The organism is Microcoleus sp. B5-D4, assembly GCF_036705145.1.
Taxonomy (GTDB): domain Bacteria; phylum Cyanobacteriota; class Cyanobacteriia; order Cyanobacteriales; family Microcoleaceae; genus Microcoleus.
The window spans coordinates 169616-186916 of the sequence record NZ_JAUBTV010000001.1 but is presented as its reverse complement, the minus strand read 5'-3'; the positions used below and the strand labels follow the sequence as shown (position 1 = coordinate 186916).

Annotated in this window: 14 protein-coding genes; 4 read left to right on the top strand and 10 right to left on the bottom strand. The window is 45.4% G+C overall.

Annotated features, from left to right (window positions below):
* Nucleotides 1–153 precede the first annotated feature (153 nt).
* Nucleotides 154–1032, top strand: coding sequence for a peptidoglycan editing factor PgeF (pgeF, locus tag QUB10_RS00740; RefSeq protein ID WP_333198588.1), 879 nt, complete (start codon nt 154–156; stop codon nt 1030–1032).
* Nucleotides 1033–1276: 244 nt separating this feature from the next.
* On the top strand, nt 1277–1888 hold the full coding sequence (locus tag QUB10_RS00735) for a CPP1-like family protein (RefSeq protein ID WP_333156985.1): 612 nt from the start codon (nt 1277–1279) through the stop codon (nt 1886–1888).
* A 153-nt stretch (nt 1889–2041) separates the two neighbouring features.
* On the opposite strand, the gene QUB10_RS00730 is transcribed toward QUB10_RS00735, so the two are convergent.
* On the bottom strand, nt 2042–2728 hold the full coding sequence (locus QUB10_RS00730; protein WP_333198586.1) for an HAD family hydrolase: 687 nt from the start codon (nt 2726–2728) through the stop codon (nt 2042–2044).
* 742 nt (nt 2729–3470) lie between these two features.
* Between QUB10_RS00730 and QUB10_RS00725 the strand changes: the two genes are divergently transcribed.
* Nucleotides 3471–5600, top strand: a complete 2130-nt coding sequence (locus tag QUB10_RS00725) for a diguanylate cyclase domain-containing protein (protein ID WP_333198584.1) — start codon at nt 3471–3473, stop codon at nt 5598–5600.
* On the top strand, nt 5581–6114 hold the full coding sequence (locus QUB10_RS00720; protein ID WP_333198581.1) for a GNAT family N-acetyltransferase: 534 nt from the start codon (nt 5581–5583) through the stop codon (nt 6112–6114). Before QUB10_RS00725 ends, QUB10_RS00720 begins: the two co-directional genes overlap by 20 nt.
* Before the next feature lie 20 nt (nt 6115–6134).
* Here QUB10_RS00720 and hppD read toward each other — a convergent pair whose 3' ends face one another.
* The 9 genes from hppD to QUB10_RS00675 all read right to left on the bottom strand — a co-directional run bounded on the left by hppD (nt 6135) and on the right by QUB10_RS00675 (nt 17244).
* Nucleotides 6135–7196 carry a 4-hydroxyphenylpyruvate dioxygenase gene (hppD, locus tag QUB10_RS00715; protein ID WP_333198580.1) on the bottom strand — a complete coding sequence of 354 codons (1062 nt, stop codon included), beginning with the start codon at nt 7194–7196 and terminating at the stop codon, nt 6135–6137.
* Between the two features lie 408 nt (nt 7197–7604).
* Nucleotides 7605–8312 (bottom strand): SDR family oxidoreductase, encoded by a 708-nt coding sequence (locus tag QUB10_RS00710; RefSeq protein WP_333198578.1) that lies wholly within the window; start codon nt 8310–8312, stop codon nt 7605–7607.
* A gap of 417 nt (nt 8313–8729) precedes the next feature.
* Nucleotides 8730–10139, bottom strand: coding sequence for an NYN domain-containing protein (locus tag QUB10_RS00705; RefSeq protein WP_333198576.1), 1410 nt, complete (start codon nt 10137–10139; stop codon nt 8730–8732).
* A gap of 42 nt (nt 10140–10181) precedes the next feature.
* Nucleotides 10182–11453: an APC family permease gene (locus QUB10_RS00700; RefSeq protein ID WP_333198574.1), complete on the bottom strand. Its 1272-nt coding sequence runs from the start codon at nt 11451–11453 to the stop codon at nt 10182–10184.
* A 167-nt stretch (nt 11454–11620) separates the two neighbouring features.
* Entirely contained in the window at nt 11621–12472 is an 852-nt protein-coding gene (gene pstB, locus QUB10_RS00695; protein WP_333198572.1) for a phosphate ABC transporter ATP-binding protein PstB, read from the bottom strand.
* 56 nt (nt 12473–12528) lie between these two features.
* The gene (gene pstA / locus QUB10_RS00690; protein ID WP_333198570.1) at nt 12529–13509 is read right to left on the bottom strand and encodes a phosphate ABC transporter permease PstA; all 981 of its coding nucleotides are present in this window, start codon (nt 13507–13509) and stop codon (nt 12529–12531) included.
* Nucleotides 13510–13591: 82 nt separating this feature from the next.
* A complete protein-coding gene (pstC, locus tag QUB10_RS00685) occupies nt 13592–14542 on the bottom strand; it encodes a phosphate ABC transporter permease subunit PstC (protein WP_333198568.1) in 951 nt (316 codons plus the stop codon).
* Nucleotides 14543–14795: 253 nt separating this feature from the next.
* Nucleotides 14796–15824: a phosphate ABC transporter substrate-binding protein PstS gene (gene pstS / locus QUB10_RS00680; RefSeq protein ID WP_333198566.1), complete on the bottom strand. Its 1029-nt coding sequence runs from the start codon at nt 15822–15824 to the stop codon at nt 14796–14798.
* A 247-nt stretch (nt 15825–16071) separates the two neighbouring features.
* On the bottom strand, nt 16072–17244 hold the full coding sequence (locus tag QUB10_RS00675) for an NYN domain-containing protein (protein WP_333198564.1): 1173 nt from the start codon (nt 17242–17244) through the stop codon (nt 16072–16074).
* Between the last annotated feature and the right edge of the window lie 57 nt (nt 17245–17301).

Here is a 17301-nt window from a genome sequence, read left to right as displayed (position 1 = left end):
AGCGAGAATGGTGCAAGATGTGAGTCGTCCTAAAACCGCCGACTCATCGTGATTTTTTCCTGAAACCTGGCCCTGCCTTTAAACTTCGCGGACAAAATTTTTGATTGTTTAGAATACAAGCTAAATGATTCGCTTGGGGAGGGATGGGTTTTCATGACTTTAGCTGGCGATCGCTTGACAAATTTTCCTGACTCTGAATGCACCGGACAACCTGACGGTATCAGTTGGGACTGGCAGAGCTGGCAAGGCTTGCCTTATCTGACTTGCAGCTTGCTTTCTCGCTGGTCTCACGGCTTTTTTACTCGCGATTTCTCGCCCCAGGGGCCGATCGATCTGACGGCAGTTCTCGCACCTGGAGCTAAGGTTTACCGACTCCAACAGGTACACGGCAATGCGGTACTCAAAACGAGTGAGTTGTCCCCGGTTGTGGCTCCGGGCCCGGAAACCGATGTCCCAAGCTATGCTGAGGCTGATGGCTTGGTGGCCGAGCGAGAATTGGAGGCGCTGTGGGTGTGCTCGGCTGACTGTGTGCCGGTGCTGATTGCTGACGATCGCACGGGACTGGTTGCGGCAGTTCACGCGGGTTGGCGCGGGACTGCTGCTAAGATATTACCAGAGGCGATCGCTCAACTTGTGGCACAAGGCAGTCAACTAGAAAATCTGAAGATTGCTATGGGGCCGGCGATCGCTGGAAAGGTTTACCAGGTATCTGTGGAAGTAGCAGCGGAACTGGGAGCCACTATTGCTCCTAAGAGTGGCGTTAGTGCGACAGCCGACGGCATCTGCGAGTTTTTGCACCAACTGCCAGAAACGCCTGTCTTAGCCGATCCAGAACCGGGAAAAGTACGCTTGGATGTTCGCCTCTGCAATGCTCTGCAATTGCAGCAGTTGGGAATCGATGTTTCTCAAGTGGCGATCGCTCCTTTCTGTACTTATTCTGACTCGGCTCACTTTTTTTCCTACCGCCGCGATCGACTTAAAAAAGTCCAGTGGTCGGGAATTGTGAGTGCCTGCGGGACAAGTCCCTTCTGAGGGCATTTGGCAGAAGGTAAAATTTTAGACGGCCAAGATAAAAATAAAAATCTTTGGATTCATTATTTTTTATTTACGAATGCCAAATGCCTTCTAGTTTCTATTTTCGTAAGGTTTGCTGGTTCCTGTTTTAAACCACCAAAAACTAGCAGCAAAACTTTTGGGAAAGCGGCGATCGCCCCCGCCCCGCTTTCCTCTCTTGTTAAGATTACTCTATAACGAGAGTCTTCAGCGGGTTATTACAATGAGTGAGCCAACTCCCTATCAACTGCTTGAAGTCGATGAAGATGCTTCCTTTGATGAAGTGCAAGAGGCCCGCACGCGCCTAGGTGAGCAGTACAGCGGTGACAAGAAACGTTTGGAATTGATCGAAGCCGCTTACGATGCGATCCTCATGGATCGCCTGCGGCAGCGACAGGAAGGGAAAATTAAAGTACCCGAACGCATCCGCTTTCCCGAACGGCTGACTCCCCCACCCCCAAGCTTTACTCCGTCTCCTCCTAGTGGCAGCCCAGCTTGGTTGCAGCGGTTAATCGATACTCCTAGTCGATCGGACATTTTGTGGCCGGCTGGGGTGTATGTGGGGTTAGGCGGACTGAGTATTTATCCGGCGGCTAATGATGGTTTACTACAGTTGACTCTGGCTCTTGGGGTCGGCTGTTGTCTTTATTTTGTTAATCGCAAGGAACAAAAATTTGGTCGCGCCGTGCTGCTGACTGTGGCTGGCTTGGTTATAGGCTTGTTGCTAGGAGGATTTTTGGGTTCTTTGGTCAGTCCGGCATTTATAACAACAGAGAAATTTATCGCTTTGTTTACGTTTTTAATTCTGTGGCTGGTCAGCGGTTTTCTGCGATAGTCAGCAGTCATTAGTCAGCAGTCATTAGTCAGCAGTTATTAGTCAGCAACCAACAACTAATAACTGTGAAATCAAGACCTCTGAAAAATAACATCAGCTAACAATTAATAACTAATGACTAATGACTAATGACTAATGACTAATGACTAATGACTAATTTTTGCCACCTAAAATAATCTCAACTGCTTCGCTCAAATTGTTGGCAATTAAATTCGGTTGGTGCATTTCTAGTTGGGTGCGATCGCGAATTCCGCACAAAACACCAATTACCTTGACACCGTGCGTTTTTGCTGCTATAATGTCCGCCTCTGTATCGCCAACCATCCAAGTGTCAGAAGCCGGCGGCAGTTGGGCGAGAGCTCTTGCCATCAACAGCGGCTTATCTTTGACATCCCCGGTTTTAACGTAATCGTTGGGGAGGCAATAGCGGCGGTTTTCTGGGAAAAATTGCCCTAAATTGCAGCGGTTGAAGGCTTCGTCTAGTTCCCTGACGCGGCGCATGGTCATCACCGCTAAGTCTACTCCAGCGCGCTGCACCTTTTCGAGGGTTTCCACAGCGGTGGGAACTGGTTGATCGTAAATCATGTAGGGTAGGGTGTGGACGGTTTGACGGCGTTTCTGGGCAAAATCGCGGGCTTGATCTGCATCTAATCCTGAGAGGATGGCGATTTCGGTTTCGGGAACCCGCGCGCGCTTCAAGTCCCAAAACTCGGCTTTGGGGAGTTCGCGCACTGCTTGGCCCGAACGCTTAGTCTCGGCGAGACACTCCTGGTAAACTCGGTAGTAGCGATCGGACACGTCCATGATCGGGCCGTCAAAGTCGGTAATAAGTCTCAGCATTTAGCAGAGTATTTTTAAGCTTTTATACAAATCCTTCGATACTATAGCAGTTCTCAATCTTGGTGAGGTACGCCCACGGAGGCCACGGAGGAGAGCATCTCAATGAAAGCCGCCCTCCGCTAGAAATTCGAGTTAGGAGTCAGGAGTCAGGAGCCAGGAGAAAAGAGGAAGAAGGAAGAAGGAAGAAGGAAGGAGCCAGAAGAAGTGTTTTTACAAATATGAGATGCTCCCCCACGGAGGCCTATGCCCGCTTATCAAGCGTGCACCTCATGTTACTGAGAAAGGCTATATATCATTTAAAGGTAACACTTTCTTTACAAAAATTGACACAAATACCCAGGGGAGGTAAGGTCTATAGGAATGGTGCTAATTAAAGCAAACATTTGAATTAAACTGTGCTGTTCCTCAACTTTAGCGTTTGTAACCCATAGCGGGGAATTTAAAATTAAAATGTGTCGCACAAATAGTGTAAACCGCTACATATTATTTATAAATCTCCACCTCAATCGAGGATGCTTTTGATTGCGCTTTCTCTCAAAAAGTGGGTCAAATTAATATTTGGCACCATTTTTAAAATAAGCAAAAAACTGCTTGGAGAATCCAAAGTGTACTGTTTGCATAAATTAGCCAGCGGTAACAGGTGATGACATTTGCCAGTATAAAAATTCCCATGAGAAATCGCCGCCAAACAACAACTAACTTTACCGGCTAACCTTTGAGAGAGATGCTCTACAATAACGAGATGCTTCCCACATTAACTGTAGAGAGCAGCGCCCGAAGTATTAATATTCTTCTTTATAAGCTGTTATCCTTACGCAGGATTGAATACCTCACAGTCGATCGCGAACTTAAGATTCAAGAAATATCTTTGAAAGTGCAAGATTTTGCCTACATTCATGAGGAAGTAGGCGAAGGAAAAGACGTGCGCGATAGTTTTCCCGAACTGATCGGAATTGAAGGAATCCTTGAAGATATTATTGAAGAACGACAGCAAGACTTTCAGTTAAAATCAATTAGCAGAGTTCTCAAAGACGGCTCTTATTTCTATCTAAATTTGTACATTTTTGGTTGTAAGGGACAAGCCACTGCTGACAGATTGATTATTTTATGCGAAGATGTGACAGATAGCATTGGATCTCCGCCAACCATCGTTCAGGCTGCCAAGAAAAAAAGTATTAAAGGCGATAACTTAGCTGCGGCTGGCGATTATATTGACAAAATTATTAATTCCCTAGGGGATGTTTTGTTCGTAACAGGAACATCGGGCCAAATCAAAAAAGTGAATCAAGCTGCACAGCAATTATTTGGATATACCGAATCGGAATTAATCGGCCAATCCATATCCATGATTACGGCTGAGGAGGAATTGTTACGCAAAGTCAGCCAGCTACCTCCTGCACTTAAAAGCGAATATTGGCCTCAAGTAAAAGTAGCTTGCCAAACGAAAATAGGTTTAAAGCTGATGGTTGCGTTTTCATGCTCTACTTTCGAGACAAGCACAGGAAGCCCGGATGCAGATAGCGAGGTTATACAAGATTTTGTTTATATCGGCAAAGACATTACCAAACAACAACGCATAAAAAAGTGTCAAGAAGCACAGTATGCTGTTACTCATATCCTGTCAGAATCAAGTTCTCTAGATAGCGCAACTCCGAGAATTTTGCAAGCTATTTGCCAAAGTTTTGGGTGGGATCTTGGCGAACTTTGGACGCCTGCAGAGGCGGAGGAAGAAACTAGATTGGGTGGGGAAATAAAATCTGAAAAAGAGTCACTTTGGTGCCTGCCACTTTGCTGTCCGATCGAGGCAACTGCGGGTTTGCGACGGGTGGCAGTTTGGCAGGCAGCGGAGGAAGTTAGGGAGTTTGCCGAAAACGACCAGCAGATTACTTTGGGGGCGGGTGAGGGTTTGCCCGGAGCAGTTTCCAGAAGCGGTTCTCCGCAGTGGATTACTGATCTGGTGGGCGATCGCAATTTCGTGCGATCGCGCTTGGCCGAGGAAGCGGGACTGCGATCGGGATTCGGTTTCCCCATTCACGCTAGGGGCCAAGTTGTAGGAGTAATGACTTTTTTTTGCCGGGAAGAACTGCAGCCGGATCAAGATTTACTTCAAATAATAGCTGTGGTAAGTTCTCAATTAGGAGAATTTGTCAAGCGCAAATATGCAGAGCAAGAATTGTACGAAGCTGAAGCTTCAATCCGATTTTTGTACGAACAAGAAAAACGGCAAAGTGAAGAATTAGCTCGGCAAAATTTAGCTTTAGAACAAGCCAAAGTAGAATTACAAGCAGCTAACATGGAATTGCAGCGGCTCGCTTCGGTGGATGGATTGACTCAAATTCCCAACCGCCGCTGTTTTGACAAAAAATTGGAGTTAGAATGGCAGTTGATGGAGCGAGAAAAAGAGTCGCTGTCTTTAATTTTGTGCGATATCGATTTTTTCAAACTTTACAACGATCATTACGGCCATCAAGGAGGCGACGAATGTTTAAAAAAAGTGGCCGAGATTTTAGCTAACAACGCTCAGCGGGCAGGAGATTTAGCCGCCCGCTACGGCGGCGAAGAATTTGCGGTAATTTTGCCGCAAACTGATGTGCAGGGAGCAATGCGGGTAGCTGAAGCAATTCGCAGCGATTTGAAAGCGGCGGCAATTTTTCATGCAGCTTCCAAGGTAAGTAAGTTTATAACTCTAAGTATGGGGATGGCTACTACTGTGCCTGCTGCTGGTTTATCGATTGAGGGGTTAATTGGACAGGCCGATCGATCGCTGTATCGAGCTAAACTAGAAGGGCGCGATCGTATAGTTGCCCTCGACTTGAAAAGAGAATTTCAGGGCCCCAAAGGAGTATTTTCTGATGATTGTGAGAGAAGCTAAAATCGGTGACGCACCTGCAATCGCACGAGTTAATCTAGATACTTGGCGGACAGCTTACCGGGAAATTGTACCAGCAGATTACCTCGCACAGTTATCCTATGAAAAGCGAGAAAGCAATTGGCAAGAAATCCTCCTAAACGCAGAAAAAAGTAAAAATTTTGTGTGCGTTGCGGAGAATGAATCGGGAGAAATTGTGGGTTTTGCTGCGGGTGGTTGCGAGCGCACGGGCAAATATATATATAAAGGAGAATTATTTGCCATCTATATTTTGGAGGAATATCAGCGTCAAGGAATCGGACGGCAACTCGTGAGAACCGTTGCCACAAAATTGGCAGAATTAAGTTTGAACTCGATGCTAGTTTGGGTACTAGGAGACAATTCAGCCTATAGGTTTTATGAATTATTAGGAGGTGAAAAAGTAGACGAACAGCAAACAAGTAGAGCAGGAGTTGCACTCAAAGAAATTGCCTACGGTTGGAAAGATATCGCAGTGCTGATTAACCCGCCGGTATGACCGAAAAAGTGGAATTTTTGTCAATCATCTATCAAACTGCCTCTTTTCATTTGTTCCCGTTCAATTGCCTCAAACAAAGCTCGAAAATTCCCCGCCCCAAAACCTCCAGCTTGCACCTGTTTGCCGTTAACTAAACTAACTCGGCGCTCAATAATCTCGAAAAAGAAAGTCGGTTCTGCAAAAATTGGCTGGGTAAATATTTGCAGCAGCATCGCTGCGGGAGTATCTTCTTGCCAATCTGCCAAAACCTGACAAGCTGCAATTGCTTGCCAATCTGCGGGCAAATAGTTTTGTCGCTGCTGTAATTCGGAGTAGTATGTTGGAGGAACAGGCAGAAAAGGCAAACCGCGCGATCGCAAATCGGCAACAACCCCCACAATATTATTAGTTTGCAAAGCCATGTGCTGAATTCCCGGCCCTCGATTTGCACTCAAAAACTCTTGAATTTGAGAATTAGCTGATGCCGGTTCATTAATCGGGAATTGCACCCCACCTTCAGCGTGCACCATAACTTGGCTCCGCAAAGCCGATTTCTCAGTCTGAATATCAAAATTTTGCTGCGGTTGAAAACCTAATATTTTTTGATACCAACTAACAGCACTTGACAAATCCCCAGATTCAACATTTAACACTACGTGGTCAATCCGGGTAAACAACGGCAGCTTATCCGAAGCCGATAGCAGTGAATGGCTGCCAATTCGCTCCACGAGGGTATGGCTTAAATCCCCCCAGCCCGCGATTTTTGCCCGCTTAAAATAACCTCCTGCGTTTAGGTCTTCTTGAATCGGTTCCAGGATTTTAGCGCCTTTTGCAGCCGCTCTAGCTACCGCTAATTCAACATTTTTTACCCGAAAACCCACATCGGCAATCCCTGGAGGATGAAACTTCAACCAACTAGCAGCGGGACTAGCGGGTGTCAGGGGCGAAGATAAAATAAAACATACATTGCCGCTGCTGACAGCTTCAGTGTGAGTGTGGCTATTGGCATAACCTGCTATTGATTGAAAGCCTAACTTGCCGACAAACCAGTCGCGGGATACTTGAGCGTTTTCAACGTAAAATTGAATGCGATCGAACTCCATAATCAATAATTGAAAATGGAAAGTGAAAAATGGAAAATCTGCTGATTTTCAAGGGGAAATTGCAAGGAAGGGAGTGAGTAATGGATATTTTTCATATTTTTTATTGCGCGCCCACTTAATAATAACCTAAAGATTGAATATCCTAGCTCCCTCTGAAGGCAGAAATAAGTCAGCACTTAAAAGAAAAGACACCCGGTGTCTGGGATAACTTGGGTTTGCCGCGACGCCTTCGCCAAAAGGACTTACGCAAAAAACAAATAGTTTTACGCGCGAATTATAGGGGTAAGGTGCGCCAGCCCGTGCACCCTACATAATTAAGTGCTGTACAAGTTCTCAAACCTAAAACTATCATAATTTTTCTTGCCTTCAGCTTCCGCTGCGTTCTGCCTTCAAATCACTCCTCAATAGCTAAAAGAACAAATGACTTTCCGGCTGAATATTAATCTCCATCGGCACAGCTTGCGGGTCAGCCGAAAGAGCAAACATAATCGCATTTGCAGCAGTTTCGGTACTCAGCATTTTTGACCGGTCTACCTTCAAACTCACATTATCCCAAAACGGAGAATCCACCCCGCCAAAATAGAATAGCGTAAACTTAATGCCGTAGCGTCGCAGTTCATCTGCCATGCACTTGCTGAAACCAACTACCCCAAACTTTGAAGCGCAATAAGCGGTTCCCATCGCCATCGAATGCTTGCCCAAAATCCCGATGACATTGCAAATGTGGCCGGATTTACGCTCTTTCATCACATTCGCCGCTGCTTGAGACGTGTAAAAACTGCCTTTTAAGTTCAAGTCAAGCATGGCATCTAAATCAGCAGGTTCTAACTTGTTCCACTGCTTGAGAATTCCGGCACCAGCGGCGTTTATGAGGGCATCAATTTGTCCGAAATGCGCCGCAGCTTTGTGCATCAGTGTCTCGACTTGCGGCAAATCAGTGATATCTGTCGGTACGCACAGTACCTCTGTTGCCGAAAGTTCGCTAGCTAAAGCGTCTAATTTACTGCTGTCTCTGGCGGCGAGCACTAGCCTCGCACCCGCATCAGCGAGTTTCCGGGCCACGGCTGAACCGATGCCGCCAGTCGCACCCACCACAACCACAACTTTGTCGTGCATATCCCTTTACATTTCTTTACGTCCAGATTGTATGATAACTCAAGTTGCTAGTAATGGGAGATGTTGCACCATTCTCAATAAGCTTTGTATGATATCAAATCCGGTAGCATCGTCCTGTATTCATCTCTGTATTCTCTCCCTCTGCGTTCTCTGCGCCCTCTGCGGTTAAATCATTCCGATGCAACCGGAAACGATATGAACAGGCTTTTCGGCCTGTTCCACAAGAAAATTCACTCTTTGTGGAACAGGCCGAAAAGCCTGTTCCTGAGAATGGTGCAAGATGTGAGTTGTAATTGGACGTTTACATAGGGGTTCTCAGGAAAGTAAGGTACTCTTCCTGTTTGGCCAATCCCCTGTTTGGTCAATGCCCAAGAACACCTCATGTTACTGAGAAAGGCTATATATTTTAATTTTTAATTAATTGAGGGAAACTTGCCAGCCTTTTTCGGCTTTTTTTAGCTGGAGAGAAGCGCAGGATTGCAAAAATTTAGTAAATTTCCTACCGAGATTAAAATCTTTAATTATTTGGGTAATTTGTTTGCCGTATTGTCGGTGAAATTCACTGCCAACATTTGAGAGAAATACAGAATTTTCAGGAGAGTTGCCGGTTAAGTCGCCAACGATTTTGACAAGAGCTCTTTCCAAGTCTTCCAGAGAATTAATATCTGTCAAGGTGGCAGGTGCTGCCTGGTGGTTATTCAGATTTTCTTGGTTAAGTATTGGCGGTGGAGGCGATAATCTCACTTCAAAAAGAGTGACATAAGTTTGAGAAGTTTCTGAGGGTTTGTGGAGGACAAACTCGGTGGGATATTTCAGAAAGATATCGCGGGTTTTAGTACCGAGCAAATGATGAGAAACAACTTGATTGAGGACTAATCCGTAATTTTCCCTAAATAAAGCTGAAACAGTAGAAACTTTGATCCACTGAGTTGAGGTGCGTTTTTGCTCTTTTTTGATTAATTCTTTGAGCTGAATAACTAATTGTTCTAGGGGTGTAATTTCCGGTATGGTTACAAGGGAATGGGTTTCCATTTGTCCGGTTTTGCTGTTTAAAACTAGGATTTTATCTATTTGTTTGCGGACTTGAAATACGGTTAGTCCGTGGGCTTGCAGTGTGTTGCTGAGGTGAGTGAGGGCGCGATCGGACGAACAGACAAAAATCTCTTTGGCTGTGGGATAATGTACGAAAATCGATGCGCCGACTGTAGCCATTTTTAAGTCGGCGCTGTCTTTGCCGGGGGGGACGTGAATTAGTTGATAGCCGCGCTGGTGAAATTCGGCATCTTTCTTGCCCATGCTGCGCCAATTGGCAAAGGCAACTTTGATTTGGATGGGATAGTGGCAAATTCCCTCTAGGAATTTTTCGGTTTCGATGTTGAGTTGCAAGTTTTCGACATCTAGCAGCAAGATAGCAATGCCGAGAGGAAGCGGGGCTGGTTGATTGGCTGTTGGAGTTGGAGGTTCTGAGGAAACTGAGTTTTCTGATTTAGCTGGTAGTGTTTGAGATTGGGCTAGCTGCTGAATTTTGGCAGATAATTTGCTGAATTGAGGTGAATTAACGAATTCTGGAATCAGCAGAATTTGTAGGTATTTTTTCGCAGTCAGCAGCAGGGAATCTGTATCGCTGGCTACTGTGAAACTTTTTGTCAATTTTCCAATCAAAACTGACTGAAAATCAGGTTTGGCCCAGGGGGTTTTCCTGTATTTTTCAGCTATCCATTCGGGATGCCGTTCCTGAATGGTAATTAGGGTTTGAGCTATATAGCGACTGATGGCGGTGAATGCGGGAGATTCTTGAGTCGCAAGCTCGGGAGTTCGATCGGGCATGGCCCTCTACAATGCGGGATGCTGTTTCAATTTATCACACTTCTAGTTTCTCGCCGGGAGTCGGACGATCGCGCGCCAAATTAAACCGGCGGCAATTAATGCCAATCCTGTCAGCCAAATTTCCCTCTCCACCCAGAAAGCCAGAAACAGACAATTCCCCAAACCCACCCAAGCCAACCACTGCGGATAAAGCCTTTCGGCGGGGGAAAGTTGCAGCGCGGCGAGGTTGGTGATAGCGTAGTAAATTAAAACGCTAAAAGCGCTAAATGACCAAGTGGTTTTGACATCGCCGACGAGGATTAAAAGTGCGATCGAAACTTCCACAACCACCACAGCCACGTAGGGAGTTGTTCCCGAAGGATTTAGCCGCGCCAAGACTCTCGGCATATCCAAGCGCCGCCCCATCGCCAGCCAGATGCGCGACAGCCCTAAAATTAAGTTCAGCAAAACTCCCAACATAGCGGTAATTGCGCCGACGGCTAGCAGTTGAGAAACTCCCGGAATTGGGAAACTGCGGGCGATGACTTCCAAGGGTGCAGTCGTGCCGCCTGGTTGTAAAGACAATTTATCGGCTCCCCCCGCGCCGGCGACAACTATTGCTACCCCCACGTAAAGCAGCATTGTCAGCACCAAAGTGAAAATTATGGCTTTGGGAATGGTTTCTCTCGGTTCCCGCACTTCCTCGCTCATTGTGGTGATGCGGGCGTAACCGCTATAAGCGACAAACATCAGGGCGGTGGCCTGCAGGATGGAGCCGATCGAGCTATTATTCTGTAAGGTGGCCATTTCCCACTTTACCTCTGGCAAACCTACAGCAACAAACACCGCTAAGGATAGAAGTGTAACTGAGACTATGGCAGTATTGGCAATATTCGATCGCCTAATTCCCGTCAATACAATTAAAGTGAGGGTGGCGAGGGCGAATAAAGCTGTTAGGATCAGGTAAGTGCGATCGGCTACACCAACTGCATTTAAAAAATACCCCGCAAAACCTAAAGCAGCAGTAGCCGCAGAAGCCGTTTTCGCCAACAGAAACATCCAGCCGGCAGTGAAACCCAGCCAAGGATTGAGATATTTGTAGCCATATTCATAAGTACCGCCGCTAACAGGATGATTTGCCGCTAATTGAGCGCTGCTAAGGCCATTGCAAACAGCAACTAAAGCCGCAATACCTACAGCCAAAATCACTCCCGGCCCCGCAACTTCCGCAGCAATGCCGATACTCACAAATACTCCGGTACCGAGGATTGAGCCCAGGCCCATGAGAGTTGCGCCGAAAATACCTAACTCTCGCTTCAGCAGTGGTGAAGACATAAATATACTAGGCAAGATGCCTGCACAAAAATATTTGTCTGTTGTGGAACAGGCATCTTGCCTGTTCTGAAAACATAACTATAGCAGGCAAGATGCCTGCACAAAAATATTTGTCTGTTGTGGAATAGACATCTTGCCTGTTCTGAAAGAGGTTCAAGATGTAAGTATTAACCGAAACGGCCTTGAATGTAATCTCTCGTACTCGAATTGCCCGCAGAAGTAAAAATCTTACTTGTCGGCCCAAATTCCACCATGCGGCCGATGCGACTTTCATCAGTATTAAAGAAAGCCGTGTAATCAGAAACGCGAGCCGCCTGCTGCATATTATGCGTCACAATTACAACTGTTAACTGCTGCCGCAGAGTCTGAAACAACTCCTCAATCTTCATCGTAGAAATCGGATCTAGAGCAGAACAAGGTTCATCCATCAACAAAATTTTCGGCTTCACAGCCAAAGCGCGAGCAATACAAAGCCGCTGCTGCTGTCCCCCCGAAATCCCCTGAGCCGATTTATTCAAATCGTCTTTGACTTCATCCCAAAGCGCCGCACTTTTGAGTGCCGATTCCACAATTTCATCTAATTCTGCTTTGCTTTTGCGACCAAAAATCCTCACCCCGTAAGCAATATTATCGTAGATGCTCAGTGGAAAAGGATTCGGTCTTTGAAACACCATCCCAATTTGCCGACGCAAACTATTAATGTTTACTTTTGGGCTGTAAATATCCTGTCCAAAAAACTCTACTCTTCCTTTAATTTTAACTTTTCCCTCCAATTCACCAATCCGGTTGAGAGCTTTGAGAAACGTAGATTTGCCGCAACCTGAAGGACCAATAATAGCCGTCACTTGCGGGTGAGGGATATTCATCGATAAATTTTCTAAGACTTTGTGAGTTCCGTAATAAAAACTCAAGTCCTGAACCCGCAGTGCTGGCATTGCATTGGGGTCTATTTCCGGGGCGGCATCTTCTAGGAATTGATCTGTATAGTTTTCGGATTTCAAGTTAGCTTTAGGTTTCATTATTTAGCTGGTTATCTTGTTAATATTTGACTGAGAGATGCACTTTAGTTATTGATTTATCGATTTTGCAAGCGTTTCCGAGTTACTGTACGGGATGCGACGCTAGCAATCAAAACCATACCCAAAAGGACAGAGGCAGCAGTCCACGCCAATTCGTTCTGCTCTTTGTAAGGAGAGCTGGCGTAGCTGTATATTAATACTGACATGGAAGGAGTCGGGGTCAGCAGTGTTTCGGGAATTTCTTTGAGTTTTGCAATGGTTTCTGCACCTATAGGGGACTGCATTATCTCGCCCAATTTATCAACTAAAGGAGGCCAAAATTGACTCGATAACGCCGTTACAATCAACGGTGCGGTTTCGCCGGCGGCGCGGGAAGCAGCGAGTAAAATACCTGTGGTAATAGTTGGAAGTGCTGAGGGTATGATAATGCGAAACATAGTTTGAAAGCGTCCGCCTCCCAAACCAGCAGAAGCGAGGCGGTAAGAAGTAGGCACTAATTTTAATGCTTGTTCTGTTGTCAGAGCAACCACTGGAAGCATGATGACGCCGAGGGCAAAACCGCCTGCTAAGGATGAAAATGCTTTGGTGGTAACGACGATTAGGGCGTAGGAAAAGACGCCAACTACGATCGAGGGAACGCTGCTGAGAATGACGGTGATAAAGCGAATACTATTGGCTATCGCTTTGTTTTCTCTACCAAACTCAGACAAAAATATTCCCGTCATTACGCCGATAGGTACGCTAATTAATGTCGCAATTCCCACCATTAAAGCAGTGCCGAGAATCGCATTAGCAAAGCCGTTGGGCTGGTCTTCAACTCCGACGGGTGCGGGCAGAGATACTAGCACTTCCCAGCTCAAATGTGTAAGTCCTTCCCCCAGAATTTTGTATAAAATAGCAAACAAAGGGAGCAGGGCTAGAGCTGTCAGAGCGAAAGCGATAACTGTCATTCCCCGGCTGAAAAAAGTTCGGCTTAGCGACAGGGGGTTGGTGATTTCTGCATCCAGAATACTATCTAATTTTTGTGCTTGAGCCATGGGATTTTAGATTTGAGATTTTAGATTGAACCAGGGGATAAATCTGGCGGCGCGGCTTGTGACCAAATTGCTTTCGATGATGTTAAGTTTTAGCTTTTTTGGCCCCAATTAGCTGAACCAACAATACTGCGATCGCATTTACGAACAGAGTGATCACAAATAAAATTAAGGCTAAATACATCAAAGCGCCGGTGTGCAGCGGTTCTACAGCTTCCCGAAATTGACTTGCCAAAACAGCAGGAATTGAGTAGCTGGGAGCCAGCAGGGATTTGTTAATTTGAATCGAGTTGCCAATCACCATTGTGACTGCCATTGTTTCGCCTAAAGCGCGTCCCAATGCTAATATGGTGGCGCCGATAATCCCCGAACTAGCTGCTGGTAATAACAGCTTAAATATTGTTTCCCAGCGGGTGGCACCAAGGGACATGGAAGCGCTTCGCACATCTACTGGAACCGACATCAATACATCGCGGCTGATGGCGGCTACTGTTGGCAAAATCATAATCGATAAAAGGATTCCAGCGGGCAGCATTCCGGGGCCTAAAGGTTCGCTGCTGAACAAGGGAAACCAACTGAAATTATCAAACAATGACTGCTGCAATGGCAACAAGAAGGGAATCAAAACAAATATTCCCCAAAGGCCAACTATTACGCTGGGAATAGCCGAGATTAATTCAACCATGAATCCCAAGGGCGATCGCACCCAAACGGGTAAGAAGTTCTCGCTAGTAACTATAGCTACTGACAGCCCTAAAGGAAGTGCGATGATTATGCCGATCGCAGAACTAATTACAGTACCGTAAATAAACGGCAAAGCCCCAAACTGCAACTCACCGATATCCCACTTGGGATTCCACAAGAAAGAGAGTCCAAATTGGCTAATAGCAGGCCAAGCATCTTTAAAAATTACCGCACTCATCAAAAACAACGTACCCGCTGTTGCTAGGGCAAAACCCCATACAAATAGTGTAAATCCTGACTCCATCCATAGACCTTCACCAGCAGTATCTGTCAAATCTACTTCTGTGTTCATTTCTGTCGGTTTCCGAGTCAATCTATCCCGCTTTTTTGAAATATTGGTCATACCAAAATTAGTGCGTACAAAGTAAAATACTTGCTTAAAGGACGAGGAATTATAATGGGCTGGTTGCGCGCTGGGAACCTAGTTTGTAAGGTACGCAGTGCGTACCTTACACAGTAAATTTAGTGCACACTAACCTGATCATTTATGAATTTTGAGTCATCGATTTAACTCGTCAACTCATAACCCCGTGCGATCGCCGGAATTAACCTCTGGCAATCACAGTCTGATTAACTGCTTGAACCACCTTTTGAGCTGTAGCTGAAGGAATCCGAGTAAACTCTAGCTGTTTGTTGATACCTTGACCTGTAGTCATCACCCAATTAACCATCTTTTTAATAGCCTCTGCTTTCGCAGCAGGATACTGTTTGTAGATTAACAGCCAAGTCAAACCAACAATCGGATAACCGTCGTTGGGATTGCCTTCTACTAAGCGGAAGTCTGCGGGGAATGTTTCCCCTGCTAAAGCTTTCTCTGCTTCAGCCAAGCTAGGGTCTACAAACCTGCCAGCTTTATTTTGAATAAATGCTGTTTGAAGATTGTTTTGCCGAGCAAAAGTATCTTGAACATAGCCGATCGCACCCGCTGTATTCTTCACCAAAGCAGCTACGCCGGGGTTTCCTTGACCCCTGACAGCGGTGTCTGGCCACTTCGGCTGAGCGGCAGCTTTGATGGTGCTACCAGTTGCCTGCAAATGATTAGCAAAAATAAAACTAGTACCGCTGCTGTCTGCCCGTACAGCTACTCGAATCGCAGTATTTGGCAAGTTTTTAGCTTGTCCAGAAATTCCGGCTATTTTCGCATCGTTCCAGCGAGTAATCTTGCCTTCAAAGATGCCGTTCATGGCATCCTTATTTAGCCTCAGATTGGTCACTCCGGGCAAGTTGTAAACAACTGCAACAGCGCCGCCAGCCGTGGGAACAGCTATTACACCCCGCTTTACTTCGGCTATTTGTGCAGCAGTCATCAGCGCGTCGCTGCCTGCGAAATCAACAGTCCCTGTAATTAATGCTTTGATGCCAGCACCGCTACCAGTTCCTTGGTAGTTTACAGTAATTTGATTTGCACTTCTCATTTGAGAGAAGTAGCGATCGTAAAGAGGTTTGGGGAAAGTTGCTCCCGAACCATTTAGTGTTACAGCAGCTACAGCGGAACTAATCAAAGTTAGCGAAAATGCTGCGGCTGCTAGTGTCACTATAAAACTACGTCGCCAACGTCCTGTGAAAAAATTCATATTCCTCCTCTCCCTTAATAGCCGACTTTGCAAATCTACGACCTAGGATAGACTGAAACCTCCAAAGAAAGGGATATAAAAGAATAAGCTTGTTTTAAATTTTGGTTAATAACAGATTAAATAATAAAAGAATAAGCTTGTCTTAAATTTTGGTTAATAACAGATTAAATTTTCAGACGGAAGACTCGGAGACCTGATTTCTTAAATACATCAGGGAGCTGACTGTGCGATCGCCAATTGATAATTCTTATCCTTCTTCTGAACTGTCCATCTTTGGCATGATTGCCACGTGATGTTCGCTACCGATTAATATTACTTTAAAATCCGCCGATTCAGACTGGAATAATTTGATTAGACTGGAATTATTCCCCAACAATTGTTTGACAATTAAATCAGCATGAAACTGATATTTGGCAAAAAATTTTTTCTTAATTATTGCCACAGGAATATAATCCTCTTTTAACTCAACTTTTGCAGTTTCAATTATTTGCACAAGTATATATTTTAAAACATCCAGCGACTCAATAGGATTTGAATTGAGATCGGGAATTATTTCTGGCAAATTTTGATTGACAACAACAGAAGCCAAAGATACTTCAGCCACCGGTGTCACTTCGTTTTCTCCTGATTCCGACACTGCTGTGGCAGGGGAAGTTGTAGAAGGGAAAACAATAGTACGACGATCTTGAAAAAACTCAGCCACACTAGAAAATCTAGCTATCCGCTCATCAATAGATTTGTGTTCAGCCTTCAAAAACTCACCAATTTGATTAGCCAATTCTTCAAAACTAGGGACTTCCTGTTCCCTTTTGCAAGAATAGTGATTAGTATCACCAGTCCGAAGATTTTCTACAGACAACACAGCATTTTGTCGTCGCACCCGAAACACAGTCAATCCCTGATTTTGCAACTGATTGCAAAGGTGATTTAACAAACCGTCAGAAGAACAGACAAAAACTTGTTTTACATCCCTATAACGGTATAAAATAGCAGCGCCAAAAGCAATCATTTTACCGTCAGCACTATTAGCACCACCCGGAACGTGAATCAGTTCGTAACCGCGATCGTAAAGTTCAGCATCCAACTTGCCAGTAGTCGGCTTTTTCCAGTTAGCAAAAGCAATTTTAACTTGTAGGGGAGAGCCATACAAACTGGCTAAAAATTTTTCAGCATTAACGTCCAGTTTCAAGTTTTCTGCGTCTAGGAGCAAAATAGCTAGGCCCCGATCGCACTCTGAGCTTTTGTCGGCGATTCCCTTCGGGATAGCTTCGCTTAACGCACCTTCCCCGCACCTGCTGCTAGACGGCGGTAGCAAAGCCTCAAACAATTGTTGACCGTTAGGCTGACGCGGATAAAACTGTTGGCTGCGAGAACGACCGTTTTTACGAAATCGCTCAGGCGATCGTCGGGGATTTTTCACAATCTATCGAACGAGTATCGGGAATTTTTGATTAACTTATCATCGCAGTTTAACTTG